This window comes from Lentzea sp. NPDC058450 (genome assembly GCF_042721395.1).
Lineage (GTDB): Bacteria > Actinomycetota > Actinomycetes > Mycobacteriales > Pseudonocardiaceae > Lentzea.
Window position 1 is genome coordinate 100111 of sequence record NZ_JBHXLO010000015.1, and the last position, 26043, is coordinate 126153.

Below are 26043 nucleotides of genomic sequence, written 5' to 3' on the forward strand. Positions count from 1 at the left end.
CGCGTCACCCCGCCAGCCCGGCCTCACCCCGCAACCCGGCTGTCTCCCCGCCACCTCAGCCGCACCACTCAACCCCGCCGTCCAGTTCCACCAGCGACGAGAACACCGAACACCACGTGGTCCAGCCACTGCGGCACGCGCGGCAACGCCCGGATCAGCGCGTTGTGCCGGCCGACGACCTCCAGGTCCAGCCAGGCGATGGCCAGCCCGGCCACCGCCCCACCGGCAACTCCCCGCACCCGAAGCCGCGCCAACACCACCGCCCAGAACGCCGACACAGCGAGGTGCACCACGATGCCCGCACGAGCCCCGCCGCCGACCAACGACCCAGCAGCCCTCGTCGCACGCAACAGGTCGTCACGCGTCATCACGGCGTGCACGATGGACGGCACCCCGCTCAGCACGACGGCGAGCACGAAGCGCCTCACCGCCGCCGGCGCCGCGACCTCAGGTAGTCGCTGACCACGGCCGCCCCGAGGCCTTCCTCGTCCGCCGCCACGACCCGGCCACCACCGCGCCGGGCCACGATGTCGACGAACGCGGCCAGCCGCGGGTCGTCGCCCAGCTTGAACACCGAGATCGTCGCCCCGAGGCGCGCGAGCGAGTCGACCTCGTTCAGCGTCTTGCTCAACGTCCTGGGCAGCGGCGGGTAGTTGAACTCCGCGTCACCGTCGGGTTCCAGGTGTGCGGTCGGCTCGCCGTCCGTCACCACGAGCACGACGGGCTGCGCGTCCGGATGCCTCCGGACGTGCCTGCCGGCGAGCAGCAGCGCGTGGTGCAGGTTCGTGCCCTGCTCCCACACGCCTTCCAACGCCGTCAGCTGCCCGATGTCTACCGACTCCGCGTAGCGCCCGAACGTCACGAGCTGAAGGGCGTCGGTGCGGAACCTCGTGCGCACGAGGTGATGGAGCGCCAAGGCCGTGCGCTTCATCGGTACCCAACGGCCGTCCTGCACCATCGACCAGGAGGTGTCCACACACAACGCGACAGCCGCACGCGACCGGTGTTCGGTCTCGGCCACTTCCAGGTCCACGACGTCGAGGGACATGGAGCCGGACCGCAGCACGGAGTTGCGCAGCGAACGCGGCACGTCCCAGGGTTCGGTGTCGCCGAACTGCCACGGCCGGGTCGAGCCGATCAGCTCGCCCGCCGCACCGGCCGAGGTGGTTTCGCGCGACCCCTGCGACGAGCGGAGCTGGTCCACGACGCCGCGCAGCGCTGTCTCGCCCAGGCGGCGCAACGCCTTGGGTGTCAACCGCAAGGTGCCGTCGGGGGCGCGTTCCACGATGTTCTGGGAGCGGAGCGCCTTCTCCAGTTCGGACAGGCGGCGCGCGTCGACCGACGCCGACTCGCCGAGCTGGCGTTCGAGCGCCTCCAGATCGATGTCCTCCAGGCGGGCGCCGGGGTAGGACTGCGAGAGCTGTTCGGCCAGGGCGTCCAGTTCGGCGAGGTCCGCCATGGCCTGGGCGCCCTCGCCCAGACCCAGAGGGTCCTGGCCGCGGAAGCGGGCGGAGGACGACCAGTCCTCGCCGGGACGGAGCCGTTGCAGAAGGGAGTCCAGAGTGGACAGTTGAGACCCGATACCGCCGAACGCCTGCTGCGACAACGCGGACAGCTCGGCGCGCTGGGCGTCGGTCATCGAGTTCATCATGCGCTGGGCCGCGGCCGAGCGGGCCGCCAGCGCGTCGACGAGCTCGTCCACGTTGCGCGGCTGCTCCGGGAAGAAGTCGCCGTGCTTGCGCATGAAGTCGTCGAACATGCGCGGCGTGTCCGGGGAACCCGAGGCGTGCGCCTCCAGCAACGAGTTGAGGTCGCGGAGCATGCGCTGGATGCGCTCCACGTCCTGGGAGTCCACGTTGGACAGCGCGTCCTTCATGCCCTGGAAGCGCTGGTCCAGGAGCTCGCGGCCGAGCAGCTCGCGGATCTTCTCGTACGCCTCGCGCGCCTCGGAGGAGCGCCAGTCGTAGGAGGCGAGCTCCTGCACGGCCGCGGCCGTGCCCGGTGGCAGCGCGTCCAGCTGCGCCTCGCGGAAGCGGGCGTCGTCGGACGGGTCCGGGAAGAGCGTGCGGCGTTCGGCTTCGACGGCCTGGTCCAGCAGCTGACGGACCTCGGTCAGCGTGCCGTCGAGGCGATGCCGGCGCTGGATGGACGCGCGGCGCTGCCAGAGCCGTGAGGTCAGGTCGTCGAGGCCGCGGGTGCCGTCGACGCCGCGCCGCAGGAGTTCGCGCAGGGCGGACTGCGGCGAGGCGCCTTCCATGATCTCGCGGCCGAGCTCGTCCACGGCCGCGCGGAGGTCCACCGGGGGCGCCAGCGGATCGGCGCCGCCGCCCCAGCGTCCGTAGCGGTATCTCATCCGTACACCGATCGGTCGTCGTCGGAGGAGTTGTCCTTCGACAGGTGGCGGGTCAGGTAGAGCGACTCCAGGGCGAGCTCGACGGCGGAGGCGATGCGGCCGACCGGGTCCTTCGGGCCCGCGCCCATGCGGGCCGCGACCTCGTGCAGGATCGGGAGCTCGGGCAACGCCGCCAGCAGGTCGCCGGCGTGCACGCGGTCGCCGGTCGCGACCGGGTGGCCGTCGGACACGACCTCGGCCAGCGCGCGCAGGTTGAGGCCTGCCAGGCGGGCGCGGGCGGTGTCGGCGATCGAGCGGCGCAGCAGGTGGACCAGGACCTCGTCCTCGCGGCCCTCCTCCCCCGCCTCGAACTCGAGCTTGCCGCGCAGCACGTCCGGTACCGACTCCAGGTCGACCGGGCGGGCGATGGCCGGCGTCTCGCCGATCAGCGCGGACCGGCGCAGCGCCGACGCCGCAACGGTTTCGGCCGCCGCGACGGCGAACCGGGCGGAGACGCCGGAGCGCTGGTCGATCGACGACGACTCGCGCAGGTGCCGGACGAAGCGGGCGATGATCTCCAGCAGGTGGTCGCCCACCTCGGCGACGAGGTCTGCCTCCTGGCGGACCAGGTCGACCTCGGCGTCGATCTCCAACGGGTAGTGCGTGCGCACCTCGGCGCCGAAGCGGTCCTTGAGCGGCGTGATGATGCGGCCGCGGTTCGTGTAGTCCTCGGGGTTCGCGGTGGCCACGAGGAGGACGTCCAGCGGCAGCCGCAGCGTGTAGCCGCGGACCTGGATGTCGCGCTCCTCCATGACGTTGAGCAGCGACACCTGGATGCGTTCGGCCAGGTCGGGGAGCTCGTTGATGGCGATGATGCCGCGGTGGGCGCGCGGGAGCATGCCGTAGTGGATGGTCTCGGGGTCGCCGAGCGAGCGGCCTTCGGCGACCTTGACCGGGTCGACGTCGCCGACGAGGTCACCGACGGACGTGTCGGGTGTCGCGAGCTTCTCGGCGTAGCGCTCGTCGCGGTGCCGCCACACGACGGGCAGGGCGTCGCCGAGCTCGAGAGCACGGCGCTTCGATTCGGGCGTGATCGGCTCCAGCGGGTGCTCGCCCAGCTCGGAGCCCTCGATGACGGGCGTCCACTCGTCGAGCAACGCCACCAAACTGCGCAAAAGCCGCGTCTTGCCCTGTCCTCGTTCGCCGAGCAGGACGACGTCGTGGCCGGCGAGGAGCGCGCGTTCGAGCTGTGGCAGCACCGTGCGGTCGAAACCGACGATGCCGGGCCACGGGTTGCGTCCTTCGCGCAGGGCCGCGAGGAGGTTCTCCCTGATCTCGGTCTTGACGCCGCGCGGCAGGTGCCCGGCGGCGCGCAGTTCGCCCGCCGTGCGGGCCAGGTTCTGGGTCACGCAGACGACGCTACGCACCGAATCCGGACCCGTCGATGTGGAGCAACTCCAGGCACGGGCCGGGCGCGTGCGCCAGAATGCGGGGCGACATGAGTGACAGCGTTGATTTCAGATGGGCCCCTTCACCGGCGGACTGGCGGGCCAGCCTGCGCACGATGGTGCCGATGTTCAGATGGGCGCCGTGGTTCGCGCTCGTGCTCGGAGCGTTCTCCCTGGTGCTGCTCTTCGGGTTCGAGGACGCGCTGGTCGTGGGCCTGTTCGGCCTCGCGTGCGCACTGGTCATCGGCCTCATGGAGCCGGTCGCGGTGTGGTGGCGGTTCAGCTCCGACGAGATGATCAGCCGGACGGTCGTGGGCAGCGCCGACGCCCAGTCGTTCCGGATGGCGGTCGGCACCACCATCCGCGAGGAGATCGTCTGGGAGGAGCTCCCGGGCTGGACCGAGACCCGCCAGGGCTTCGTCCTGGAGACGCTGGACGAGGGCGCGGGGTCGCTTTCCGTGCCTCACCGGGCCTTCGCGTCCGATGAGGACGTCACCTCGTTCCGTTCGCTGTTGGAGAACCACATCGGTCCAGCCGCCTAGGTGTCTCGGATCGGGCACACCGGGTGGGGCGGACGGGCCGGGGCCACGTAATCTCGTCGCGTGTCCTGTGCGAGCGCCACGCTGGTCGTGTGGGCGTCGGGATGGCTGCACGGCATGGCCGCCTCCGACGACGTCCTCGACGCCCTGCACCTGTGGGCCGAGCAGCACGAGGTGGTGGCCGACGACGACGGCACCGCCACGGCGCTCGACCTCCCCGGTCCCGACGAGGCCCCAGTGGGCCCCGCCCTGCTGCTGGCCGCCCTGCGGCGCGCGGGCGCCACCTCCGCCAGGCTGGTCCTGCCAGTCCCGGGCGACGTACGAGGCCTGGGCGGCAAGGGACCGCTCTCCACGTGCGCGCTCCGCTCCGGCGAGGCCCTGGTCGTCCCGTCCGTGCACATCGGCCTGGTCCCCAAGATCGTGGCCGACGGCGTGATGCGCTGGACCGTCTTCGACCTGCCGTCCTCCAACGGCCTGGAGCACATCCCGATCGGCGAGGCCGAACACGGCCTGGGCGCCGCCCTCCGCGAGGCGACAGCCGCCCTGGCGAGCCTCGACGTGGCCAAGCACCGCCCGAACGTCCGCAAGGAGATCGCGGACCTGGCGGCCGAGAACTCCACCCTCCCGTGGCCGGACGCCATGCCCCCGCGGTCCCTGCGCGTACTCCAGCGCGCGGCGGAGGTGGACGCGATCGTGAAGGTGGCGAGCTCCGACGCCCCCGGCGGCGCCCTCTCGGCCTCCGCCATGACGGCCCGCACCGAAGCCCTCCGCCCGGTCTCTCTGGCCGTGCGCCGGGCCCGCTGCGCAGCCGTGGACGAGGCCGTCCGCGTACTGGCGGACAGTGGAGCGGGCAGGCACTGAGACGTCGCACGGACGGGTCGTCCGCGACCGAACACCCGCAGACGACCCGTCTGGAGTGACTAGGTGCGGACCGGCCTCTTCGCCGGTTCGCAGCACATCGGCGCACAAGGCGCGCCGTTCACCGTGCAGCCAGCCGCCACGAACGACGACAACTTCCGCACGGGCGCACCGGAAGTGTGCTCCGCAACCAGCTCCGTCACGAGCTCGGCGAAGCGCGGGTCGGCGTTGGGCGTGGCGGCGCGGGCGTACTCCATGCCGAGTTCCACCGCCCGGTCGCGGGCCTCCGTGTCGAGGTCCCACACCACCTCGAGGTGGTCGGAGACGAAGCCGATCGGGCACACGACGACGCCGGCGACTCCCTTGGCGTGCAAGGCGTCGATGTGGTCGACGATGTCCGGTTCGAGCCACGGGATCTGCGGCGGGCCGGAGCGCGACTGCCACACCACGTCGTACTCGGTGATGCCCAGCTCGGCGGCGACCAGGCGGGAGGCTTCGACGATCTGGCGGGAGTAGCGGTAGCCGCCTTCCTCGGGCGGGCCTGCTGCCTTGTCCGCGGACACCGGCACCGAGTGCGCGGTGAACACCAGGCGGTACGGGCCGTCCAGCGATTCGCCGGCGGCGCGCACGGCGTCAGCGAACGCGCCGACGAAGAGCGGGTGGTCGAAGAACTGGCGCAGCTTCACCAACTCCGGGCCGCCGGGGACGGCTTGGAGGGCGCGCACGATGTCCTCGTCGTACTGGCGGCAGGCGGAGTAGCCGCCGTAGGCGCTCGTCGGGAACACAAGAGCGCGCTGGACGCCGTCGGCCTTCATCTGGGCCACGACGTCTTCGACCATGGGGTGCCAGTTGCGGTTGCCGAAGTAGATCGGCAGCTCGAAGCCGCGGTCGCGGACCGCGGCGATCGCTTCGAGGTTCAGGCGGTTGATCGGCGAGACGCCGCCGAAGTGCTGGTAGTGGGCCTCGACCTCGTCCAGCCGCTCCGGCGGCACGCCACGTCCACGAACCACGTTCTCCAGGAAGGGACGGACGTCTTCTGGACCTTCTGGGCCGCCGAACGACAGCCAGAGCAGCGCATCGAAACTCACCGCTCCATCCAATCAGACGCCCGTTCTCCTTACATGACGAACGCGTGTGACGTCAGAGACCGAGGAAGTGCACGCCGCCGTCGACGAACACCATCGAGCCCGTGGTGGCCGGGAAGAAGTCGGACAGCAGGCCGCAGACGGACTTCGCGACCGGCTCGGCGTCCTCGACGTCCCAGCCGAGCGGGGCCTTCTCGCCCCACATCTTCTCCAGTTCGGCGAAGCCCGGAATCGACTTCGCCGCCATGGTGCGGACCGGGCCGGCGGAGATGAGGTTGACGCGGATGCCGTCCGGGCCGAGATCGCGCGCCATGTAGCGGTTGATCGACTCGAACGCCGCCTTCGCCGCGCCCATCCAGTTGTACGCGGGCCACGCCTGGCGGGCGTCGAAGTCGAGGCCGACGACCGACGAGCCGTGCGTCAGCAACGGGCGGGCGGCCTGCACGAGCGCCTTGTACGAGTACGCGGAGACGTGCATCGCCTTCGAGACGTCTTCCCACGGCGCGTCCATGAACGGTGCGCCGAGGCAGGAGGCCGGGGCGAAGCCGATGGCGTGCACGACGCCGTCGAGGCCGTCGACGTGCTCGCGGACGCGGTCGGCGAGCGTGTCGAGGTGCTCCTGGTTCTGCACGTCGAGCTCGACGACGGGCGCGGGCTTGGGCAGGCGCTGGGCGATGCGCGTCACGAGGCTCATCCGGCCGAACCCGGTCAGCACGACCTCGGCGCCCTGTTCCTGGGCGACACGTGCGACGTGGAAGGCGATCGACGCGTCGGTGATGACACCGGTGATCAGCAGTCGCTTGCCTTCGAGCAGTCCGGTCACTTGGTCCAACCCTTTCGCAGTTCTGGAGGAAACGTCAGTGGCCCATGCCGAGGCCGCCGTCGACCGGCAGCACGGCACCGTTGATGTAGCCGGCCTCGTTGGCGGCGAGGAACGTGACGGCGCGCGCGATCTCCTCGGCGGCGCCGTAGCGAGCGGCCGGGATCTGCTTGAGAGCGGCGTCGCGGACGGCCTCGGGCAGTTCGGCGGTCATGTCCGTGGTGATGAAGCCGGGCGTGATCACGTTCGCGGTGATGTTGCGCGAACCCAGTTCCAGCGCGATCGAGCGCGCCATGCCGACCATGCCCGCCTTGGACGCCGCGTAGTTCACCTGACCCGCGCCGCCGGTGAGACCGACGACGGACGAGATGAAGACGATGCGGCCGAACTTCTTGCGCAGCATGCCGCGCGAGGCGCGCTGGGCGAAGCGGAACGCGCCCGTGAGGTTCGCGTCCACGACGGACGTGAACTGCTCCTCGCTCATGCGCAGCAGCAGCGTGTCCTGCGTCATGCCCGCGTTGCACACGAGCACCTCGACGGGACCGTGCGCGGCTTCGACCTCGGTGAACGCGGCGTCGATCTCTTCAGAGTTCGTCACGTCGCACTTCACGCCGAGCAGGCCTTCGGGAGCGCCGGACCCGCGGTGCGTCACCGCGACCTTGTCGCCCTGCGCCGCGAACGCCTGCGCGATGGCGAGGCCGATGCCGCGGTTGCCTCCGGTGACCAGAACGGACCGACTCACTAGCTCTCCTGAGAATCGCTGCTGGTTGACCGGGTGAGGCTATCGGCTACCGGCAGGTAGACCGGCATCGGCGGGGACATGTCACACCAGGCGGGGCATGATCGGGTGATGCGGGCCTTTCTCGATCAACTCCGGCGCGACGTGGACGGCGACGTCCTCGACGATCCCGCCAGCCGAGCGCTGTACTCGGCGGACGCGTCGAACTACCGGCACGTGCCGCGGGTGATCGTCCGTCCACGCACGACGGACGCGGTGATCACGGCCGTCGGGCTCGCCGCGGAGCACGGCGTGCCGATCACGAGCCGCGGTGCCGGCACGTCCATCGCGGGCAACGCGACCGGCACCGGACTGGTGCTCGACTTCAGCCGGTACCTGCACTCGTTCGAGATCTCCGGCGACCGCGCGCACGTCCAGCCGGGAGCGGTGCTCGACAAGATCAACGCGGCGGCCGGCGAGTACCTGTTCGGGCCGGACCCGTCCACGCACTCGCGCTGCACGATCGGCGGGATGATCGGCAACAACGCGTGCGGCGCGCACTCGGTGAAGTGGGGCAAGACCAGCGAGAACGTAGAGAACCTGCACGTCCTCACCGCCGACGGCCGCACGTTCGACACCAAGAACCCGCCGCTCCTACGGCTCCCGGACTACGACCCGGCGTGGTTTCCGCAGCTCAGCCGCCGGGTCAGCGGGTACGCGCTGGACGCCCCGACGCTGACGCAGCAACTCGTCGGCACCGAAGGCACCTGTGTGGTGCTGCTGGGCGCCGAACTGAAGCTGGTGCGCCGACCCGAACGCCGCGTGCTCGTCGTGCTCGGCTTCGCGGACACCTACGAGGCCGCCGACCAGGTCACCCAGATCGAGGACGCGCTCGCGATCGAGGGCCTGAACGAGGCACTGGTCCACAGCGTGAAAACGCGCCCTGACCTGCCGGAGGGCCGCAGCTGGCTGTTCGTCGAGGTCGAGGACCACCCCGAACGCATCGCGCAGATCACCAGGAACTCGATGATCATCCACGACCCCGCGCACCAGCGGGCGCTGTGGCGGATCCGCGAGGACGGCGCGGGCCTCGCCACCCGGATGGCGGACGGCAGCGAGGCCTGGTCGGGGTGGGAGGACTCGGCCGTCCCGCCGGAGCGCCTCGGCACGTATCTGCGCGAGTTCGACCAGCTCCTGACCCGCTACGGACGGCGCGGCATCACCTACGGCCACTACGGCGAGGGCTGCATCCACGTTCGCATCGACTTCGACCTCGCGCACGGCTACCGCGAGTTCCTCCAGGACGCCGCCGACCTGGTCGTGAGCCACGGCGGCAGCCTGTCCGGCGAGCACGGCGACGGCCAGGCGCGGTCCGAGCTGCTCAGCCGCATGTACCCGCCGGAGGCGATCAGGGCGTTCGGCGAGTTCAAGCGCGTGTTCGACCCGCGCAACCTGCTCAACCCCGGCCGGATCGTCGAGCCGGTGAAGCTGGACGACGACCTGCGCGTCCTCGTGGCACCACCGAGGATCCCGACGCGTGCGGAGTTCGCGAGCGACACGCGCCGGTGCGTCGGCGTCGGCAAGTGCCTGAACACGAAGGGCGGCGTGATGTGCCCGAGTTATCGCGTCACCAAAGAGGAGAAGCACTCCACGCGCGGGCGCGCGCACCTTCTGTTCGAGATGCTCAACGGCGACGTCATCAAGGACGGCTGGCGCTCCAAGGAGGTCGCCGAGGCACTGGACCTGTGCCTGGGGTGCAAGGGCTGCAAGCGCGACTGCCCGGTCGACGTCGACATGGCGAGCTACAAGGCCGAGTTCCTGCACGAGCACCACAGGAAGCGGCTGAGGCCGCTCTCGCACTACACGATGGGCTGGCTGCCCACCTGGCTGAAGTACGGGCTGGTCAACAGGATCACGACCAGGTTCGGCCGGTTCGCGGGCATCACCCCGCAGCGCGAGCTGCCGCGCCAGACCACCCGCCTGGTCCGCCAGCTGCACCCGATCGGCCAGGGCGATCCGGTGCTGCTGTTCCCCGACACGTTCACGAACCACTTCGAACCGGGCGTCGGCCTCGACGCCGCGACCGTCCTGGCACACCTGGGAAACCGCGTCGAGGTGCCGTCCGCGAACGTCTGCTGTGGACTGACCTGGCACTCCACCGGCCAGCTCGGCAAGGCCCGCCGGGTCGTCGAACGCACCGCGCGGGCGTTGCTGCCGTGGACGAGCCGGGGCGTCCCGGTGATCGGGCTGGAACCGAGCTGCACGGCGTTCCTGCGCGCGGAGGCCCCGAAACTCTCGGACGACCCGGCGGTGCAAGCGCTTGCCAACGCCACCCGCACGTTCGCCGAGCACGTCGCCCCGAAGCTGCCGACGCTCGAAGGCGCCCGCGAGGCGGTCGTGCAGACCCACTGCCACCAGTACGCCGAGCTCGGCTTCGACCGCGACCGCGAGGCCATGACCAAGGCCGGCATCGACGCGACGATCGTCGAGGGGTGTTGCGGCCTCGCCGGGAACTTCGGCTTCGAGCGAGGCCACTACGACGTCTCGATCGCGTGCGCCGAGCAGGACCTGCTGCCCGCGTTGCGCGCCAACGAGGACGCGCTGGTGATCGCGGACGGCTTCAGCTGCCGCACGCAGATCCGGCACACCACCGACCGCAAGCCGGTGCACCTCGCCAGCGCGCTCGCGGCGCTAATCGCGGTCGAGGACTGAGTCCTTCGACGTCTCCCGCATGAACCCGTAGACCAGCAAGGAGATCAGCACGCAGCCCGCGACGTAGTAGTAGAAGACCGACTCCATGCCGGCCTGCTTGAACCACAACGCCACGTACTCGGCCGTGCCACCGAAGATCGCCACGGTCAGCGCGTACGGCAGCCCCACGCCCAGCGCGCGGATGTTCGTGGGGAACAGCTCGGCCTTCACGATCGCGTTGATCGAGGTGTACCCGGTGACGATCACGAGGCCGCCCAGCATGAGCAGGAACGCCGGAATCACCGCGGACGTCGTCGCCAGCGTCGACAACAACGGCACAGTCGCGAGCGTGCCCAACACACCGAAGCCTAGCAGCAGCGGACGACGCCCGATCCGGTCCGACAACGCGCCCGCAAGCGGTTGCAGCACCACGAACACCAGCAACGCGGCGAAGTTGATCCAGCTGACCGTCGCGGCGTCGATCCCGCTCGTGTTCACCATGAACTTCTGCAGGTACGTCGTGAACGTGTAGAACGCGACCGTGCCACCGAGCGTCAGGCCCACGACCGTCAGGCACTCCTTGGGGTGCTTGAGCAACGCCCGGATCGTGCCGTTCTGCTCACCGCTCCCCTGCTGCTTCTCGAAGTTCGCCGACTCGTCCATCCCGCGCCGCAGCCACATCACGACGATCGCCCCGGTGGCGCCGATGACGAACGCGACCCGCCAGCCCCACTCGGTCATCTCGGTCTTGGACAGGAACTGCTGCAACACGATCTGCACGCCCAGCGCCACCAGCTGCCCGGCGGTCAGCGTCACGTACTGGAAGCTGGAGTAGAACCCCCGGCGCTGTGGAGAGGCCACTTCGGACAGATAGGTAGCCGACGTCGCGTACTCACCACCAACAGACAAACCCTGCAGCAGCCGCGCCAGCACCAGCAGCATCGGCGCCGCCACCCCGATCGTCGCGTACGACGGCGTCACCGCGATGATCAGCGACCCCGCGGCCATCAGCGTGACCGACAACGTCAGCGCGGCGCGGCGCCCGTGCCGGTCGGCGTACCGGCCGAGCAGCCAGCCGCCCAGCGGCCGCATGAGGAAGCCGACGGCGAACACGGCGGCGGTGTTGAGCAGCTGCGCGGTCTGGTCGCCCTTGGGGAAGAACGCGGCCGCGAAGTAGATGCTGAACGCCGTGTAGGCGTACCAGTCGTACCACTCGATGAGGTTGCCGACCGACCCGCGCAGCACGTTCGCCACCACTCGGCGTTCGCTGCTCTTCTCCTGAACGACTGTCATGCCGGACACCATCGCGACGGTCCGTGATCGCCCACAACCTGCGGTAAGGCATCTTTACAGTCACTTAGGGCCATTTGGCCGACACACAGGGTTCCAGCGCGCAGCTCATGCGGCAGGGCAACAGCAAGCAGACAAATCGAATCTGGCGAGCCAGTTCGAAGTGGACTTACGGCTGAGTCGGACGCCGCCGAACCGGCGTGCACCTGTCCCGGCTGGAAGGAAGCGACTGGTTGTACGAGGTCAACGATCAGAGGGACCTGCTCGCGGCTGAGACGGATGTGCGACGGACAGATGGCGACAAGCACCGGATGCCGTCCCGGACGGATGTCACGCGGCTCCCAGCCAGACTCGCTCATCGAGTTCAACTCGCGACCGATCCACGCAGCAATCGCGTGCTCACGGGTCAGCGCACGATCGTTCCCGCTCATCAGGCATGCCGCCATGCGTCCTGCCTCCCCGAGGTCCCGCAGCGGCTTCTTTACAGTCACTTAAGCGCGTCGGTACGCGCGGGCAACAGTCGCCATGACCGATACTGCTGGAATGCGGGTGCTGTTGGTCGAAGACGACGACGGTGTCGCCGACGCCCTGGTGGAAGCGCTGCGGGCGAACGGCCACCGGCCTGCCCGCGTGCGCCGGGGGGCCGACGCGCTCATCGCCCACCGCGACGCCGACGTGGTGCTGCTCGACCTCGGCCTGCCCGACCAGGACGGCCTGGAGGTGTTGCGCAAGCTCCGCCGGATCGACCCGGTGCCGGTGCTCGTGCTGACCGCGCGCGGTGACGAACGCACGGTGGTCCGAGGGCTCCGGCTCGGCGCGGACGACTACCTGGTGAAGCCTGTGCGGCTGGCGGAGTTGCTGGCGCGCATCGACGCGGTGGCACGGCGCAGTGCGGCGCGGTCGCAGGAACCCGACGACGTGGTGCGGGTGTCCGATGTGGAGATCGACCTGCAGAGCCGGCAGGTCGTGGTCGGCGGGCGGGAGATCTCGTTGACCACCAAGGAGTTCGACGTGCTGGCGGTGCTGGCGCGGCGGCCCGGCACGGCGGTGAGCCGGCAGCAGCTGATGGACGAGGTGTGGGGCAACGCGTTCGTGGCCGTGTCGCGCACGCTCGACGTGCACCTCACGCAGTTGCGCGCCAAGCTCGACCGGCCGGGGTTGCTGCACACGATCCGCGGTTTCGGCTACCGGCTCGGTGAATAGATGCGGCAACGGCTGCTGTTGGTGCTGCTGCTGTTCTCGCTGTCGGCCGTGACGGCGTTCGCGTTCCCGTTGCTGATGAGCACGGCGTCCGAACGCACCCAGCAGTTCGTCATCAGCCGCACCGCCGACCTGGACCGCTTCGCCACGCTGCCGGTCGACGTCGTGGTGTCCGAGGCCGAGCGCTACGCCGAGGTCTACGGCGAGGAGATCGTGGTCGTCGATGCCGCCGGCACACCCGTCGTGGAGTCGGGCATGACGGCGGAGGACGTGTCGGCGCAGATCGACGCGGCGTTGCGCAACCAGCCCGCGAAGACCGTGCCGACAGTCCTGCCGTGGAGCGGTGGTGACGTGCTGTTCGCGCGGCCCATCGGCATCGGCACCAAGGTCGCGGGCGCCGTGGTGCTCAGGGCTTCCACGCAGGTGGCGGCGCTGGACGTGGCCCGGCGCTGGGCGCTCGTGCTGGCCGGGGCGTTGCTGGCGGCGTGCGCGTGCGTGCTGCTCGCGCTCGTGGTGTCGCGCTGGCTGCTGAGGCCGTTGAAGGAGCTCGACAGGGGTGTGCGGGCGGTCGCGGCGGGCCAGCGGCGCACCCACGTCGCCGACACCGCCGGGCCGGCCGAGCTGCGGGCGTTGTCGGAGTCGTTCAACCGCATGTCCGACGCCGTCGCGGAGGCCGCCGACCAGCAACGACGCCTGATCGCCGACGCATCGCACCAGCTGCGCAACCCCATGGCGGCGCTCAGGATCCGGGTCGACATGCTGCCGTCCAACGGCTCGCTGCTGACCGAGGTCGAACGCCTGGAGTCGTTGCTGGACGGGCTTCTCGCGCTCGCCTCGGCCGAGAGCACGGCGACCGAACGTGCCGCGGGCGGTGTCGAACCCGAGATCGCGGACCTCCAGGTCGTCGCCCACGACCGGGTCGACGCGTGGCGGGCGGCGGCGCAGGCCGAGGGCGTCACGATCACGATCGACGACCGCGCGCACGGACTCGTGCAGTGCGCGGTCTCGGACCTCGCCCAGGTGCTGGACGTGGTGCTGGACAACGCCATCAAGTACGGCGCAACCAACGTCACCGTCATCTGCGACCGCGCCACGCTGACCGTGCGCGACAACGGCCCCGGCCTGTCCAAAAAGGACATCAAGCACGCCACCGAACGGTTCTGGCGCGGCGACGACTCACGCCGCGGCACGGGCCTGGGACTCGCGATCGCCGAGCGGATCGTGACCGCGCACGACGGGAAGCTGAAGCTGCACAGCGACAACGGCTTGGTGGTCACGGTCGAGCTGCCGAAGGAGCCGCTGCTGTGAAACGCAGAACCTTCCTCCTCGGCACCCTGGCGCTCACCGCGTGCGGCACGAGCGAACCCGACGGCACCATCCGGATCGCGGGCGGCGAACCGGGCGGCTTCTACAACGACTTCGCGTCGCTGCTCTCCCGCCTCGCCCCGAGCCCGCTCACCATCACCCCGGTCCAGACCGGCGGCAGCGCCGACAACCTCAAGCACCTCCGCGAGGGCACCGCCGAGATCGGCCTCTCCCTGAGCGACAGCGCCCACCTGGAACCCGGCCTCGTCGCCCTGGGCCGCGTCTACGAGAACTACCTGCAGCTCGTGGTGCTCAAGGACTCCCCGTACGCCTCGGCGGCGGACCTGAAAGGCAAACCCGTGTCCCTCGGCGCCGACGGCTCGGGCGCCGCTTTACAGGGTTCCAGGCTGCAGATGGGCGTGCAGGAGGAGCACTACCCGCTGCGCAACGCCATCGACGCGTTGAAGTCCGGCGAGATAGCGGCCTTGCTGTGGTCGGGCGGCGTCCCGACCCCGGAGCTCGACAAGGCGAGCGGCATCAGACTCCTGCCGCTGGACGGCTTCCTGCCGAAGCTGCGGCAGGACCACGGCAAGGTCTACGAACGGGTCGACGTCCGGATGGGCGTCTACGGCTCCCCCGTCGACGTCCCCACGATCGGCACGCCGAACCTGCTGGTGTGCCGGCCCGATCTCAGCGCCGAGCACGCGGGCGCGATCGTGCGGTTGCTCGTGCGCAGGGCCGCGGAGCTGGTGCCGGAGCAGGCGCTCGGCACTCAGTACCTCGACGTGCGCAGCCTGATCGACACCGGCAAGGTCCCCCTGCACCCCGGCGCGGCGACGGAATACCGGAGGCTCCACGGATGATCAGCACGATGGCGTCGATCTCGCTGGACGGGTTCATGGAAGGCCCGGACCACGACATCAGCTGGCACCACGTCGACGAAGAGATGCACGAGCACTTCAACACCGAGCTCGCCCGCATGGACCGGTTCATCGACGGCCGCCGCAACCACGAGACGATGCTCGCCGCCTGGCCGCACACCGACGAGCACCCCGAGTGGCCGCAGCCCATGCACGACTTCGGCAGGATCTGGCGGGAGATGCCGAAGATCGTCTACTCGCGCACGCTCGACACCACCGCGTGGAACACCACGGTCAAACGCGAGATCGACCCGGACGAGGTCAGGGCGTTGCCCGGCGACAGCATGGTCGGTGGCGCGCAGCTCGTGAACGCGTTCTTCGAGCACGACCTGATCGACGAGGTCAGGCTCTACCTCAACCCGGTCGCGATCGGCGCCGGCACGCCGTTCTTCCAGAAGCCGAACGCCCTGGCGCTCAAGAGCACCAGGGCGTTCGCGATCGGGGTCGTGGAGCTGGTCTACGGAAGGCGTTGACCCAGCAGCAAAGCAGCGGCGGCGGCGAACATCGCCGTCATCGTGCCCAGCAGCAGCCACGGCTTCGAGGCGTCCGCCTGCTTCTTCTCGTAGCCGATCTGCTCGCCCAGCGTGTCGTAGACGCGGCGCAGCTCCTCGGCCGAGGCGGCCTTGAAGAACTCACCGCCGGAGATCTTCGCGATCTCCTTCATCGAGTCGTCGTCGACGGGCACGGACTGCTGCCTGCCCTCGATGTCGACCACGCCGTCCTCGGTGCCGAACGAGATCGTGGAGATCGGGATGCCGGCCTTCTTCGCGTCCTCGGCCGCGTCAAAGGCTTTCCTGGTGCCCACGGTCTCCTTGCCGTCCGTCATCAGCACGATGCGGGCGGGCGGTGGTCCTTCGGCGCCACCGACGACCTTGCCGAACGAGTCGATCGACGCCATCGCGGCCACCAGCGCGTCACCGGTCGCGGTCGACTGGGCGAGCTTGAGCCCGTCGATCGACTGCGAGACGGCGGCGCGGTCGGTGGTCGGCGCGACCAGCACCGTGGCGGAGCCCGCGAACGAGATCAGGCCCAGGTTGATGCCCGGCGTGAGGCCCTCGGCGAACGACTTGGCGGCCACCTGCGCGGCCTCCAGGCGGGACGGCTTGACGTCGGTGGCCTTCATCGACAGCGACACGTCGACGACCAGCATGACGGTCGCCCGGTTGCGCGGGACGCGTTGCTCGGAGGTCGGGCCGGCCAGCGCGACCGTCAGCAACGCCAGCGCGGCCAGCAGGAACGCCGCCGGGACGTGCCGCGACCAGCGTTCTCGCTTGGGCGCGACCTTCTCCAGCAGCTCCAGGTTCGTGAACCGCAGGACCCTCTTGCGCCGCAACCGCTGCACGAACACGTACGCGGCGGCCAGCAGCACGACGGCGACCAGCAGCAGGAACCACCACGGGGCGACGAAGTTCGAGAAGCTCATGCGACACCCCCAGACCAGCGACGCTTGCGCGCCACCACGAAACGAACCGTGTCGGCGATCCAGTCCGAGTCGGTCCGCAGCACCAGGTGCCCGGCGCCCGCACGGCGCAGACCCGCCGCCACCTCGGCCCGGTGTTCGGCCGCCGCGGCGTTGAACTCCTTGCGCAGCAACGCGGACGCGGTCACCTCGCGCTGCCGCCCGCTCTCCGGGTCCGACAGCACGACGGTGCCGACCTCGGGCAGGTCGACGTCACGCGGGTCGACGACCTCGATGGCCACGATGTCGTGCCGCGCGGACAGGGCGCGCAACGGCCGCTGCCACTCCATGCCGCCGAGGAAGTCGGAGATCACCACGATCAGGCCGCGCCGGCGCGGTGGGCGGCGCAGTTGTTCCAGCAACGCCGCCAGGTCGCCGCGGGTGCCCTCGGGCGCGCGGTCGATCTCGGCGATCTTGCGGATCATGCCGCGCGCGTGGGCGAGCCCGCCGCGCGCCGGGATGCGGACGTTCTCGGCGCCGGTCGAGACCGCGGCGCCGATCCGGTTGCCGCCGCCGCGGGTGAGGTGCGCGACCGCGGCCGTCGCGGCGACGGCCAGGTCGCGCTTCTCGCACGCGGCGGTGCCGAAGTCGAGCGACGGCGACAGGTCGATCGCCACCCACGTCTCCAGCTCGCGGTCGGCGACCGTCTCGCGGATGTGCGGGATCGTCGTGCGGGCCGTGACCGCCCAGTCCATCCGGCGCACGTCGTCACCGGGCTGGTAGGTGCGCGCCTCGCCCGGTTCGGTGCCCGGCCCCGGCACGAGGCCGAGGTGGTTGCCCTGCAGCAGGCCGTCGAGCCTGCGCCGGACGTCGAGCTCCAGCATGCGCAGCGCGGCCTCCATCCGGACCCCGCGCAGGACGGGCGGCGCCCAGGACGGACGCTCCTCTTGCTTGTCCCGGCTCACGGCCTACCAGCCGGCACCGGCTGCTGCGGACGGGCCGACACCTGCGGCAGCGGCACGATCTGGAGCACTCGGGTGATGATGTGGTCGATCGGCACGCCGTCGGCCAGCGCGTCGTACGACAGCACGAGACGGTGGCGCAGCACGTCCGGGACGACGTCCACTACGTCCTGCGGCAGCACGTAGTCACGACCACGCACGAGCGCAAGACCACGCGCGGCGGCGATGATGCCGAGCGACGCACGCGGCGAGGCACCGTAGGCGACCCAGCCGGCGACGTCGGTGAGGCCGTGCTCGCCGGGCGCGCGGGTCGCGATCACCAGGCGCACCACGTAGTCGACGAGCGCGTGGTGGACGAAGACGCGCGACGCGACGCCCTGCAGGCGCACCAGCTCCTCGGGCGAGAGGACCTGGTTCGGCGTGGGCGCCTCGACACCCATGCGGTAGACGATCTCGCGCTCTTCCTCGGCCGTCGGGTACTCGACCTGGATCTTGAACAGGAACCGGTCGCGCTGCGCCTCGGGCAGCGGGTACACGCCCTCGTTCTCGATCGGGTTCTGCGTGGCGAGCACGAGGAACGGGTTCGGCATCGGGAACGTCCTGCCACCGATGGACACGTGCCGCTCGGCCATGACCTCGAGCATCGCGGACTGCACCTTGGCGGGCGCGCGGTTGATCTCGTCGGCGAGCACGAAGTTCGCGACGACGGGGCCGAGCTCGACGTCGAACGCCTCGCTCGACTGGCGGTAGATGCGGGTGCCGAGGATGTCGGCGGGCACCAGGTCGGGCGTGAACTGCACGCGGGAGAACGATCCGCCGACGACGCGGGCGAACGTCTCGACGGCGAGCGTCTTCGCGACACCCGGCACACCTTCGAGCAGCAGATGGCCCTTGGCCAGCAGACCCACGAGCATCCGCTCGACGAGCCGGTCCTGGCCGACGATCACCCGCTTCACCTCGAACACGGTGCGTTCGAGCAGCTGGGCGTCACGAGCCGGGGTGACGGGCGCCGATGCGTTCGGCGTTGCCTCGGCGGCGGGCTCGGTCACGTGCGGGCCTCCATGCGGAACAGGGTTTACCGATCGTTGACAGTCTTACTCTTCGCCTGTTCAACCGCTGTGAAGGGTGTCCAGGTCGTCCGGTGTGTCGACGTCCTGTGCCTCACCGGGCAAAGCGGACACTTCGACGGGGTCGAGCGTGAGCAGAGTCTTGCGCAGCGGCAGGTTCGAAGGATCTTCGGGGAGGGCTTCGCGCAGCTCAGCGGCGTTCCAGTAGCCGATCAGCCACTGCACGCGGTCGTCCTTCAGCACGGCGTTGCGGCCCACGGCCCGCAGTCGCGCGATGGTGTCCTTGGTGAGCCCTGGCTGATCCACGGCGAGCACCGCGACCCACTCTTCGGTGATCTTCGCGAGTCCGGCGGCGAGTCCGGCGAGCGGTCCGCCGCCAGGAGGGTCCTCGCGTGCCCAGAGCACGCCGGGAAGATCCTTCTCCGGCCCCACAACGACCTTCCGTGCCGCGTCGTCCACAACGGACAGCACGTGGTCGAGCAGCGTGGCGTCCCGAAAGGACAGTGCGGCCTTGTCGACGCCGCCGAGGCGTTCGCCCTTGCCGCCGGTGAGGATGATCACCGCGTACGTCATGTCCTGCCTCCGATGTGCGCGGCGACGCCCTCCAGGAACAGGTGCAGGCCGAAGTCGAAGTCCGCGCCCAGGTCCTCGGCCTGCCGCACGTCGTCGTAGTCGAACACACCGGCCGCGATGATCTTGGCGAGCGCGGGCATCTTGCGGGGGTCGACGATCTCGCGCAGGACCTGCCCGTACTGGTGGTTGAACTGGTCGGGGTCCTCCTCGAACCCCTGCGCCAGCGTGCCGACCAGCCGCGCCTCGCCCTGCACGAACGTCGACAGGCCCATCACGACACCGATCTTCTCGCCCGGCTCGAGCGGCGTGCCGTCGAGGGCCGTGAGCGCGGACTCCAGCCAGGCGAGGTTGCGCGGGCCGGAGGGCGGGCCGCTGATCGGGATCTGCAGGAACCACGGGCGCCGGCGGATCGCCGCGAGCACGGCCTTCGCCCAGAACCCGAGCTTCTCGCGCCACTCGCCGTCCGGCAGCGGCGGCGGGTCCTCCATCGCCTCGTCCCACATCAGCGCGAGCAGCTCGTCCTTGTTCTTGACGTGCCGGTAGAGCGCCATCGTCGCGTTGCCCATCTCCTGGGCGACGCGAGCCATCGACACGGCGGCAAGCCCCTCGGCGTCCGCGATCGCGATGGCCGCCCGCGTGATGTCGGCGGCGTCGATCGTCGGCTTGCGCCCCCTCTTCATGCCCCTAGTCAAACAGATGCGTATGCCATACGCTAATTTGGGTTTTGCGTATCAGGTACGCATAAAAGGGGGTTCGATGATCGTCGAGACAGAGGGTCTGACGAAGAGATACGGGGCCACGACGGTCCTGAGCGGCCTGGACCTGGAGGTCGCCGAGGGGTCGGTGCTCGCGTTGCTCGGGCCGAACGGCGCGGGCAAGACCACCACGATCCGCATCCTGAGCACGCTGACCAGGCCCGACGGCGGCACGGCGCGGGTCTGCGGGTTCGACGTGGTGCGGTCGGGGGCCGCCGTGCGCGGCGTGATCAGCCTGACCGGCCAGTACGCGGCGGTGGACGAGGAGCAGACCGGCCGCGAGAACCTGGTCATGATCGCCCGCCTGCGCGGTTTCACCAGGTCTGCGGCGCGCGCCCGGGCCGGCGAACTGCTGGAGCGGTTCGACCTCGTGGACGCGGCGGACCGGCGGGTGCGCACCTACTCGGGCGGGATGCGGCGGCGCCTCGACCTCGCGATGAGCCTGGTGGCACGGCCGCGGCTGCTGTTCCTGGACGAGCCGACCACCGGCCTCGACCCGCTCAGCCGCACGACGATGTGGGACGCGATCAGCGACCTGGTGCGCGACGGCGTGACGATCTTCCTCACCACCCAGTACCTGGAGGAGGCCGACCGCCTCGCCGACCGGATCGTGGTGCTGCACCAGGGAGGCGTCGTCGCGGACGGCACCGCGGACGCGTTGAAGAGCTCGGTCGGCGGCACGCGCCTCGACCTGACGTTCGCGAGTCCTGGCGACGCGGCACACGCCGGGGAGGTGGTCGGCGGGGTGGCCGGCGGACCGACGCTGAGCGTGCCCTCGGACGGCAGCGCGGCGCACCTGCACCGGGTGCTGGACGACCTGCTGGCGGCGCGGGTGACCGTGCTGCGCGTGGCCACGCACCGCCCGACCCTGGACGACGTGTTCACCTCGCTCGTGGCGGTGGCCGCATGACCGCCACGCTGACGATGGTCGGCCGCAGCATCCGGCTGAGCCGCCGCAACCTCGACCTCGTGATCATGGCGATCGTGCTGCCGGTGCTCATGATGGCGTTGTTCGTGTACGTGTTCGGCGGCGCGATCAGCTCGACGCAGTCCTATGTGGACTACGTGGTGCCCGGCATCCTGGTGCTGTGCACGGGGTACGGCGCCACGTCCACCGCCATGTCCGTCACCGACGACGTGAAGAAGGGCGTGGTCGACCGGTTCCGCTCGATGCCGATCAGCGGGTTCTCCGTGCTGACCGGGCACGTCGTCGCGTCGGTCGCGCGCAACGGCCTCGCGACGTTCGCGGTGGTGCTCGTGGCGTTGCTGATGGGGTTCCGGCCGGTGGCGTCGTTCGGGTCGTGGATCCTCGCGATGGGTCTGCTGGCGCTCTACGTGCTGGCTTTGTCGTGGCTCGCGGCCGGGTTCGGCGTGGTCGCGCGGACCGTCGAGTCGGCCAGTCTGCTCGGGTTCTTCATGCTGTTCATCCCCTATCTGAGCAGCGCTTTCGTGCCGGTGGCGACCATGCCGTCGTGGCTGCGGCTGGTCAGCGAGCACCAGCCGATCACGCCGGTCATCGAGACCGTGCGGGCGTTGCTGAACGGCCAGGAGGCCACGTCCGGCTGGCTCGCGCTCGCGTGGTCCGGCGGGCTGCTGGTCGTGGCGTTCATCTGGGCCACGTGGCTCTTCGGGCGGATCAGCCGCCGTTGAGGTGCGTGAAGTCGAGGCGGGTGAGCTCCTCCGGACTGAGCTGGAGATCGCCCGCCTCGACGTTCTGCCGCAGGTGGGCGGGGTCGCCGGTGCCGGGGATGACGAGCACGTGCGGGCCGCGGGCGAGCGTCCACGCCAGCCTGACCTGGGCGGGTGAGGCGTCGTGGGCGCGGGCGATCGCGGTGACCTCGTCGTCCTCGGCGGACGTCCCGGCCTCCTGGTTCGCGCCGGCCAGCGTGAAGAACGGCACGAACGCGACGCCGCGCTCGCCGCAGACGCCGAGGAAGTCGTCCTGCTCCGGGTGGTGGCCGAGGCCGTAGGAGTTCTGCACGCACACGACCTGGGCGATCCGCTGCGCCTGGTCGAGGTGGTGCGGCTTGACGTTGGACAGCCCGAGGTGCCGGACCAGCCCGGCCCGCTGGAGCTCCGCCAGCGCCGCGAAGTGCGCGCTGACGTCGTCGAGGCCGCTGATCCGCAGGTTCACCACGTCGAGGTGGTCGCGGCCGAGCTGCCGGAGGTTCTCCTCGACCTGCCCGCGCAGCTGCGCGGGCGTCGCGAGCGGCAGCCACTCCCCCTGCGGTGTGCGGCCGGGCCCGATCTTCGTCACGATCACCAGGTCGTCCGGGTACGGCGCGAGCGCGCTGTTGATCAGCTCGTTCGCGGACCTGGTGGCGGAGAAGTAGAAGGCGGCCGTGTCGACGTGGTTGACGCCGAGCGCGACGGCCGTGCGCAACACCTCGATCGCCTGCGCACGATCGCGTGGCGGCGCGGACAGGTCGAACGCCGTGCCGCGCTGCGGCAGCCGCATCGCGCCGAAGCCGATCCGGCGCACGGTCAGGTCACCCAGTCGCCACGTCATTCCGTGCACTGTGCCAGCCTTGGTGTCGTGTCACTGTTCACGCTCTCCGAGGCCAAGACCGAACTCGCGCGGCTGCTGCCCGTGCTGGACGAGATCGTGCGGTTGCGCGCCGACGCCGCCGAGCTCGCGGCCGGGGACTCGGCGCTCGGCGGGATACCGGAGTTCAAGGCCGCGCAGGCCCGGCTGGACGAGCTGATGGAGACCGTGCAGCACACCGGGGCCGAGCTGAAGGGCCTCGCGCCGTTGCTGGTGGACTTCCCGTCCGAACGCGACGGCGTGCCGGTGCTGCTGTGCTGGCTCGAAGGCGACCGCGAACTGGCCTGGTACCACCGGACCGATCTCGGCTTCGCGGGCCGCCGCCCCCTCTAGCCCGGTGCGAGGAGCCCCGCGACCAGCAGCACGCTCAGGAGCCCGGTGATGAGGCCCAGCGCGATCAGGTACTGCTTCGCCGTGGTGCGGCCCGGCATGCGGTTCAGGATGATCGCCGCGGCCAGCGTGAGCGCACCGGCGATCGGGGTCAGCGCACGCCACGCCTTGTCCCACGTGAACGGCAGGTAGTCGTCGGCGCCGTAGAGCGACAGGATCAGCGCGGGGAGACCGAGTCCGGCGGCGGCCGCGGCGGCGAGCATGTTGAACCGTTGCTGCGCCTCGCCTTCCTGCGCGACGGCAAACGTCGACACGCTGCTCAGCAACGCCTGCAGGCGGGTGACCTCGTCGCCCAGCTCGGCGTTCATCGCCTCGCAGTGCCGCATGGTGACGGTGGTGAAGCGGCCCTCGCGGATCGCCTCCTGGGCGAGGTCGCGGGCCCGGCTCACGGCCATCGACAGCTCGACGAGCTGCGCCATGACCAGGCGCAGAGCGGTGTTCTTCCGTTGTGCCAGCAGGTCGGCGACCTGGCGTTCCATCTCGTAGCGGAGGCCGCGCAGGTCCGCGACGGTGTTGCGGGACCCCTCGGCGAGCGCCTTCGCGATGGTGAGCGCGCGTTCCCGTTCCTCGACGCGGTGGGCGGGTTCGGCGAGCGTGCCGTCGAGGTCTTCCGGTGACCAGGTGCTCTGGCCCCAGCCGTGCTCGTCGCTCCACGCGGCCCGGACGACGATCTCGACGTTCGCACCGTCGGTGCGCGCCTCCCCCACGAGGATCTTGCGGGTCCTGGTGATCCGCAGGAACGGCACCGCGGGACCCCTGAGCAGGCCCTCGCTCAGGGTGACGTCGACGCCCAGGTCCCCGTCCGCCGGATCGCCCGCCAGGATGCGCATGTCCGCGATCTTGCCACGGTGACCGGATCCGTCCGCTGGTCGGCCGGGACGTGCCTGGCCGACCCCGGCTGCGTTGGCGAGTCTGGGAGGCATGAAGCGAGCATTGATCGTCGTCGACGTGCAGGAGTCGTTCCGGCAGCGCGCCAACTGGGCCGAGGTGTCGAACCCGGACGTCGTGGGCCAGGTGAACCGGCTGGTGGACATGAGTCGCGACGCCGGTGACCTCGTCGTGTGGGTGCTGCACTCCGAACCCGGCACCGGCGACGTGTTCGACCCTGCGCTCGGGCACGTGCGGCTGATCGACGGCCTCAAGCCCCTCGACGACGAGCCCGTGCTGACCAAGACCGCGCACAACGCGTTCACCACGACGAACCTGCAGCAGACGCTGACCCAGCGGGGCGTGCGGGAGCTGCTGGTCAGCGGCATCCGGACCGAGCAGTGCTGCGAGACGACCACGCGCGTCGGCTCCGACCTCGGGTTCGACATGACGTTCGTGACGGACGCGACGGCGACCATGCCGTTGCCGCACTGGCGGACCGGGACGGTGCTCGGCGTCGAGGAGATCATCGAGCGGACCGAGTACGTGCTGGCTGGCAGGTTCGCGCGGATCTCGGATGTCGCTACGCTGACCGGATCGTGACCAAAGTCGTCTTCGTGCTCGTACCGGGAGTGCACCTGCTCGACCTCGCGGGGCCGGCGCAGGTGTTCTCCAGCGCCGCCGATCTCGACTGCGGGTATGCGCTGTCCTATGTGGGCGATTCGGACACCGTGCCAAGCCATCAGGGCGTGCCGCTCGGTGCGTCCGTCGCGCTGCCCTCTCTCGACGTGGACGACCTCGTGTTCGTGCCTGGGTGGCGTTCGCCGAAAATCGCCGGAACCGGGCCTTTGAGCACACGCGCGTTGTCGTGGTTGCGCGCGCACCACGACCGGGGCGGCACAGTCGCGAGTGTGTGTGCGGGCGCGGATGTGTTGGGACGCGCGGGTTTGCTCGACGGACGCCGTTGCACCACACACCACGAACTGCAAGACGAGCTCGCACGGCGCTACCCGTCCGCACACGTCGTGCGTGACGTCTTGTACGTGGAGGACACCAGGGTCGTGACGTCCGCGGGCATCGCGAGCGGCATCGACCTCGCGTTGCACCTCGTCGCCGTGCGCCACGGACCCGCTGTGGCAGCCGCGATCGCACGCACGATGGTCATCTACGCACGCAGGAACGGCGACGACCAGCAAGCAAGTGTGCTGCTGCGCCACCGTTCGCACATCAACGAGACGGTGCACCGCCTTCAGGACGTGATCGAGTCACGCCTGACAGATCGTCTGTCGCTCGCGGACCTCGCCGTCCACGTGGGATGCAGCGAACGCACCGTGACGCGCCTGTTCGGCCGTGCGACAGGCATGACGCCGTTGAAGTACCAACAAGCGCTCCGCGTCGAACGAGCGGAACACCTGATCGGTCAAGGCGCCACGGTCGAGACCGCTGCCCGCAACGTCGGTTTCGAGGACGCCCGCATGCTGCGCCGCCTGCGTTCGCGCTGACGGGCTTAAGCTGGGCCGCGTGACGACACTGGCGAACCGACCCAACACCGCGTTGCTCGTGATCGACGTGCAGAACGGCGTGGTGAACCACGCTCACAACCGCGACGAGGTGGTGGCCAACGTCGCCAAGCTCGTCGACAAGGCACGCGCGGCCGGTGTCGACGTCGTGTGGGTGCAGCACAGCAGCCCCGAGCACATGCCGAAGGAGTCCGACGGCTGGCAGTTCGTGCCCGAGCTGAAGCTCGCCGACGGCGAACCGGTGGTGCACAAGACGTACGCCGACTCGTTCGAGGCCACCGACCTCGAGGAGGTGCTGGCGGGCAAGGGAATCGGCAGCCTCGTCGTGTCCGGCGCGCAGACCGACGAGTGCATCCGCTCCACCCTGCACGGCGCGATCGTGCGCGGCTACGACGCCCTGCTGGTGAGCGACGCGCACACGACCGAGGACCTGTCGGAGTGGGGCGCCCCCACCCCCGACAAGGTCGTCGCGCACACCAACCTCTACTGGGAGAACCACACCGCACCGGGCCGGACGGCGGGCGTGGTGAAGACGGAGGACGCCTTCAAGGCCTAGGCGGAGAACTTCTTCAGCTCGGCCGCGGTGAAGTAGTTCTGCGTCTGGTCGGTGACGCGCACGAGGATCTTTCCCCGCTCGTCGTCGAAGTGGACGACGGTGCCGACGTTGCCGGTCATGGTCGCGCCGGTGATCTGGACGGTGTCGCCGATCTGGAAATCACCCATGGCCACCGATCGTAACGACGAGGTCCGACACCGGCA

At 70.2% G+C, this 26043-nt stretch carries 28 protein-coding genes; 13 read left to right on the forward strand and 15 right to left on the reverse strand.

All coding sequences use genetic code 11. From position 1 onward, the window contains the following. Positions 1–68: 68 nt before the first annotated feature. Genes ACFWNN_RS23530 through ACFWNN_RS23540 form a run of 3 tightly spaced genes read right to left on the reverse strand, consistent with a single transcriptional unit; the run spans position 69 to position 3741 of the window. Complete coding sequence (locus ACFWNN_RS23530) at positions 69–428, reverse strand: hypothetical protein (protein WP_382442071.1); 360 nt, start codon at positions 426–428, stop codon at positions 69–71. Then, entirely contained in the window at positions 425–2353 is a 1929-nt protein-coding gene (locus tag ACFWNN_RS23535) for a VWA domain-containing protein (RefSeq protein ID WP_382442072.1), read from the reverse strand. The genes ACFWNN_RS23530 and ACFWNN_RS23535 overlap by 4 nt, the downstream gene beginning before the upstream one ends. After that, positions 2350–3741: a sigma 54-interacting transcriptional regulator gene (locus ACFWNN_RS23540; protein ID WP_382442073.1), complete on the reverse strand. Its 1392-nt coding sequence runs from the start codon at positions 3739–3741 to the stop codon at positions 2350–2352. The genes ACFWNN_RS23535 and ACFWNN_RS23540 overlap by 4 nt, the downstream gene beginning before the upstream one ends. A gap of 164 nt (positions 3742–3905) precedes the next feature. On the opposite strand from ACFWNN_RS23540, the gene ACFWNN_RS23545 reads away from it, so the two are divergent. Together ACFWNN_RS23545 and ACFWNN_RS23550 are read left to right on the forward strand one after the other, a co-directional pair. Next, positions 3906–4322 (forward strand): hypothetical protein, encoded by a 417-nt coding sequence (locus ACFWNN_RS23545; protein WP_382442074.1) that lies wholly within the window; start codon positions 3906–3908, stop codon positions 4320–4322. Positions 4323–4382: 60 nt separating this feature from the next. After that, positions 4383–5180 carry a hypothetical protein gene (locus ACFWNN_RS23550; RefSeq protein ID WP_382442075.1) on the forward strand — a complete coding sequence of 266 codons (798 nt, stop codon included), beginning with the start codon at positions 4383–4385 and terminating at the stop codon, positions 5178–5180. 59 nt (positions 5181–5239) lie between these two features. On the opposite strand, the gene ACFWNN_RS23555 is transcribed toward ACFWNN_RS23550, so the two are convergent. From ACFWNN_RS23555 to fabG, 3 genes are read right to left on the reverse strand one after another with little or no spacing between them, the layout of a single operon-like run. Then, positions 5240–6265, reverse strand: a complete 1026-nt coding sequence (locus ACFWNN_RS23555) for a ferrochelatase (RefSeq protein WP_382442076.1) — start codon at positions 6263–6265, stop codon at positions 5240–5242. A gap of 52 nt (positions 6266–6317) precedes the next feature. Beyond that, complete coding sequence (fabI, locus tag ACFWNN_RS23560; RefSeq protein WP_382442077.1) at positions 6318–7085, reverse strand: enoyl-ACP reductase FabI; 768 nt, start codon at positions 7083–7085, stop codon at positions 6318–6320. Between the two features lie 34 nt (positions 7086–7119). Continuing rightward, positions 7120–7824 (reverse strand): 3-oxoacyl-ACP reductase FabG, encoded by a 705-nt coding sequence (gene fabG / locus ACFWNN_RS23565; RefSeq protein ID WP_382442078.1) that lies wholly within the window; start codon positions 7822–7824, stop codon positions 7120–7122. A 108-nt stretch (positions 7825–7932) separates the two neighbouring features. Here fabG and ACFWNN_RS23570 point away from each other — a divergent pair, with 108 nt between their 5' ends. Further along, the gene (locus ACFWNN_RS23570; protein WP_382442079.1) at positions 7933–10512 is read left to right on the forward strand and encodes an FAD-binding and (Fe-S)-binding domain-containing protein; all 2580 of its coding nucleotides are present in this window, start codon (positions 7933–7935) and stop codon (positions 10510–10512) included. Here the strand turns inward: ACFWNN_RS23570 and ACFWNN_RS23575 are convergent. Further along, positions 10492–11784 (reverse strand): MFS transporter, encoded by a 1293-nt coding sequence (locus ACFWNN_RS23575; RefSeq protein ID WP_382442080.1) that lies wholly within the window; start codon positions 11782–11784, stop codon positions 10492–10494. The two genes, ACFWNN_RS23570 and ACFWNN_RS23575, sit on opposite strands and share 21 nt — an antisense overlap. 540 nt (positions 11785–12324) lie before the next feature. Here ACFWNN_RS23575 and ACFWNN_RS23580 point away from each other — a divergent pair. From ACFWNN_RS23580 to ACFWNN_RS23595, 4 genes are read left to right on the forward strand one after another with little or no spacing between them, the layout of a single operon-like run. After that, a complete protein-coding gene (locus tag ACFWNN_RS23580) occupies positions 12325–12984 on the forward strand; it encodes a response regulator transcription factor (protein WP_382442081.1) in 660 nt (219 codons plus the stop codon). Beyond that, a complete protein-coding gene (locus ACFWNN_RS23585; protein WP_382442082.1) occupies positions 12985–14289 on the forward strand; it encodes an ATP-binding protein in 1305 nt (434 codons plus the stop codon). It abuts the gene before it with no gap. Beyond that, a complete protein-coding gene (locus tag ACFWNN_RS23590) occupies positions 14286–15149 on the forward strand; it encodes a TAXI family TRAP transporter solute-binding subunit (RefSeq protein ID WP_382442083.1) in 864 nt (287 codons plus the stop codon). Before ACFWNN_RS23585 ends, ACFWNN_RS23590 begins: the two co-directional genes overlap by 4 nt. Further along, entirely contained in the window at positions 15146–15679 is a 534-nt protein-coding gene (locus ACFWNN_RS23595) for a dihydrofolate reductase family protein (protein WP_382442084.1), read from the forward strand. The genes ACFWNN_RS23590 and ACFWNN_RS23595 overlap by 4 nt, the downstream gene beginning before the upstream one ends. Here ACFWNN_RS23595 and ACFWNN_RS23600 read toward each other — a convergent pair. From ACFWNN_RS23600 to ACFWNN_RS23620, 5 genes are read right to left on the reverse strand one after another with little or no spacing between them, the layout of a single operon-like run. Then, entirely contained in the window at positions 15664–16629 is a 966-nt protein-coding gene (locus ACFWNN_RS23600; protein WP_382442085.1) for a VWA domain-containing protein, read from the reverse strand. The two genes, ACFWNN_RS23595 and ACFWNN_RS23600, sit on opposite strands and share 16 nt — an antisense overlap. Continuing rightward, positions 16626–17507, reverse strand: a complete 882-nt coding sequence (locus ACFWNN_RS23605; RefSeq protein WP_382442190.1) for a DUF58 domain-containing protein — start codon at positions 17505–17507, stop codon at positions 16626–16628. Before ACFWNN_RS23605 ends, ACFWNN_RS23600 begins: the two co-directional genes overlap by 4 nt. Before the next feature lie 59 nt (positions 17508–17566). Beyond that, complete coding sequence (locus ACFWNN_RS23610; protein WP_382442086.1) at positions 17567–18616, reverse strand: AAA family ATPase; 1050 nt, start codon at positions 18614–18616, stop codon at positions 17567–17569. A 60-nt stretch (positions 18617–18676) separates the two neighbouring features. Continuing rightward, a complete protein-coding gene (locus ACFWNN_RS23615) occupies positions 18677–19207 on the reverse strand; it encodes a molybdenum cofactor guanylyltransferase (protein ID WP_382442087.1) in 531 nt (176 codons plus the stop codon). Continuing rightward, positions 19204–19887, reverse strand: coding sequence for a TetR/AcrR family transcriptional regulator (locus tag ACFWNN_RS23620; RefSeq protein ID WP_382442088.1), 684 nt, complete (start codon positions 19885–19887; stop codon positions 19204–19206). The genes ACFWNN_RS23615 and ACFWNN_RS23620 overlap by 4 nt, the downstream gene beginning before the upstream one ends. Positions 19888–19963: 76 nt before the next feature. Here ACFWNN_RS23620 and ACFWNN_RS23625 point away from each other — a divergent pair, with 76 nt between their 5' ends. Both ACFWNN_RS23625 and ACFWNN_RS23630 read left to right on the forward strand, forming a co-directional pair. Then, positions 19964–20872 (forward strand): ATP-binding cassette domain-containing protein, encoded by a 909-nt coding sequence (locus tag ACFWNN_RS23625; RefSeq protein WP_382442089.1) that lies wholly within the window; start codon positions 19964–19966, stop codon positions 20870–20872. Further along, the gene (locus tag ACFWNN_RS23630) at positions 20869–21612 is read left to right on the forward strand and encodes an ABC transporter permease (protein WP_382442090.1); all 744 of its coding nucleotides are present in this window, start codon (positions 20869–20871) and stop codon (positions 21610–21612) included. Before ACFWNN_RS23625 ends, ACFWNN_RS23630 begins: the two co-directional genes overlap by 4 nt. Here ACFWNN_RS23630 and ACFWNN_RS23635 read toward each other — a convergent pair. After that, positions 21599–22471, reverse strand: a complete 873-nt coding sequence (locus tag ACFWNN_RS23635; protein WP_382442091.1) for an oxidoreductase — start codon at positions 22469–22471, stop codon at positions 21599–21601. The two genes, ACFWNN_RS23630 and ACFWNN_RS23635, sit on opposite strands and share 14 nt — an antisense overlap. Positions 22472–22498: 27 nt before the next feature. On the opposite strand from ACFWNN_RS23635, the gene ACFWNN_RS23640 reads away from it, so the two are divergent. Beyond that, a complete protein-coding gene (locus ACFWNN_RS23640) occupies positions 22499–22840 on the forward strand; it encodes a DUF2203 domain-containing protein (RefSeq protein ID WP_382442092.1) in 342 nt (113 codons plus the stop codon). On the opposite strand, the gene ACFWNN_RS23645 is transcribed toward ACFWNN_RS23640, so the two are convergent. Next, a complete protein-coding gene (locus tag ACFWNN_RS23645) occupies positions 22837–23727 on the reverse strand; it encodes a hypothetical protein (RefSeq protein WP_382442093.1) in 891 nt (296 codons plus the stop codon). The genes ACFWNN_RS23640 and ACFWNN_RS23645 overlap by 4 nt on opposite strands. 91 nt (positions 23728–23818) lie before the next feature. Between ACFWNN_RS23645 and ACFWNN_RS23650 the strand changes: the two genes are divergently transcribed. From ACFWNN_RS23650 to ACFWNN_RS23660, 3 genes are read left to right on the forward strand one after another with little or no spacing between them, the layout of a single operon-like run. Next, complete coding sequence (locus ACFWNN_RS23650; protein WP_382442094.1) at positions 23819–24367, forward strand: cysteine hydrolase family protein; 549 nt, start codon at positions 23819–23821, stop codon at positions 24365–24367. Next, a complete protein-coding gene (locus ACFWNN_RS23655) occupies positions 24364–25266 on the forward strand; it encodes a GlxA family transcriptional regulator (protein ID WP_382442095.1) in 903 nt (300 codons plus the stop codon). The genes ACFWNN_RS23650 and ACFWNN_RS23655 overlap by 4 nt, the downstream gene beginning before the upstream one ends. A 19-nt stretch (positions 25267–25285) precedes the next feature. Further along, positions 25286–25840, forward strand: coding sequence for a cysteine hydrolase family protein (locus ACFWNN_RS23660; protein ID WP_382442096.1), 555 nt, complete (start codon positions 25286–25288; stop codon positions 25838–25840). Here the strand turns inward: ACFWNN_RS23660 and ACFWNN_RS23665 are convergent. After that, positions 25837–26007 (reverse strand): KOW motif-containing protein, encoded by a 171-nt coding sequence (locus ACFWNN_RS23665; protein ID WP_382442097.1) that lies wholly within the window; start codon positions 26005–26007, stop codon positions 25837–25839. The two genes, ACFWNN_RS23660 and ACFWNN_RS23665, sit on opposite strands and share 4 nt — an antisense overlap. Between the last annotated feature and the right edge of the window lie 36 nt (positions 26008–26043).

Coding starts and splice junctions, on each gene's coding strand:
- ACFWNN_RS23635 (WP_382442091.1), bottom strand. CDS start 22,471: ATGACGTGGCGACTGGGTGACCTGACCGTGCGCCGGATCGGCTTCGGC.
- ACFWNN_RS23620 (WP_382442088.1), bottom strand. CDS start 19,887: ATGAAGAGGGGGCGCAAGCCGACGATCGACGCCGCCGACATCACGCGG.
- ACFWNN_RS23650 (WP_382442094.1), top strand. CDS start 23,819: ATGAAGCGAGCATTGATCGTCGTCGACGTGCAGGAGTCGTTCCGGCAG.
- ACFWNN_RS23645 (WP_382442093.1), bottom strand. CDS start 23,727: ATGCGCATCCTGGCGGGCGATCCGGCGGACGGGGACCTGGGCGTCGAC.
- ACFWNN_RS23605 (WP_382442190.1), bottom strand. CDS start 17,507: ATGGAGGCCGCGCTGCGCATGCTGGAGCTCGACGTCCGGCGCAGGCTC.
- ACFWNN_RS23580 (WP_382442081.1), top strand. CDS start 12,325: ATGCGGGTGCTGTTGGTCGAAGACGACGACGGTGTCGCCGACGCCCTG.
- ACFWNN_RS23595 (WP_382442084.1), top strand. CDS start 15,146: ATGATCAGCACGATGGCGTCGATCTCGCTGGACGGGTTCATGGAAGGC.
- ACFWNN_RS23600 (WP_382442085.1), bottom strand. CDS start 16,629: ATGAGCTTCTCGAACTTCGTCGCCCCGTGGTGGTTCCTGCTGCTGGTC.
- ACFWNN_RS23535 (WP_382442072.1), bottom strand. CDS start 2,353: ATGAGATACCGCTACGGACGCTGGGGCGGCGGCGCCGATCCGCTGGCG.
- ACFWNN_RS23545 (WP_382442074.1), top strand. CDS start 3,906: ATGTTCAGATGGGCGCCGTGGTTCGCGCTCGTGCTCGGAGCGTTCTCC.
- ACFWNN_RS23625 (WP_382442089.1), top strand. CDS start 19,964: ATGATCGTCGAGACAGAGGGTCTGACGAAGAGATACGGGGCCACGACG.
- ACFWNN_RS23630 (WP_382442090.1), top strand. CDS start 20,869: ATGACCGCCACGCTGACGATGGTCGGCCGCAGCATCCGGCTGAGCCGC.
- ACFWNN_RS23575 (WP_382442080.1), bottom strand. CDS start 11,784: ATGACAGTCGTTCAGGAGAAGAGCAGCGAACGCCGAGTGGTGGCGAAC.
- ACFWNN_RS23615 (WP_382442087.1), bottom strand. CDS start 19,207: ATGACGTACGCGGTGATCATCCTCACCGGCGGCAAGGGCGAACGCCTC.
- ACFWNN_RS23570 (WP_382442079.1), top strand. CDS start 7,933: ATGCGGGCCTTTCTCGATCAACTCCGGCGCGACGTGGACGGCGACGTC.
- ACFWNN_RS23585 (WP_382442082.1), top strand. CDS start 12,985: ATGCGGCAACGGCTGCTGTTGGTGCTGCTGCTGTTCTCGCTGTCGGCC.
- ACFWNN_RS23665 (WP_382442097.1), bottom strand. CDS start 26,007: ATGGGTGATTTCCAGATCGGCGACACCGTCCAGATCACCGGCGCGACC.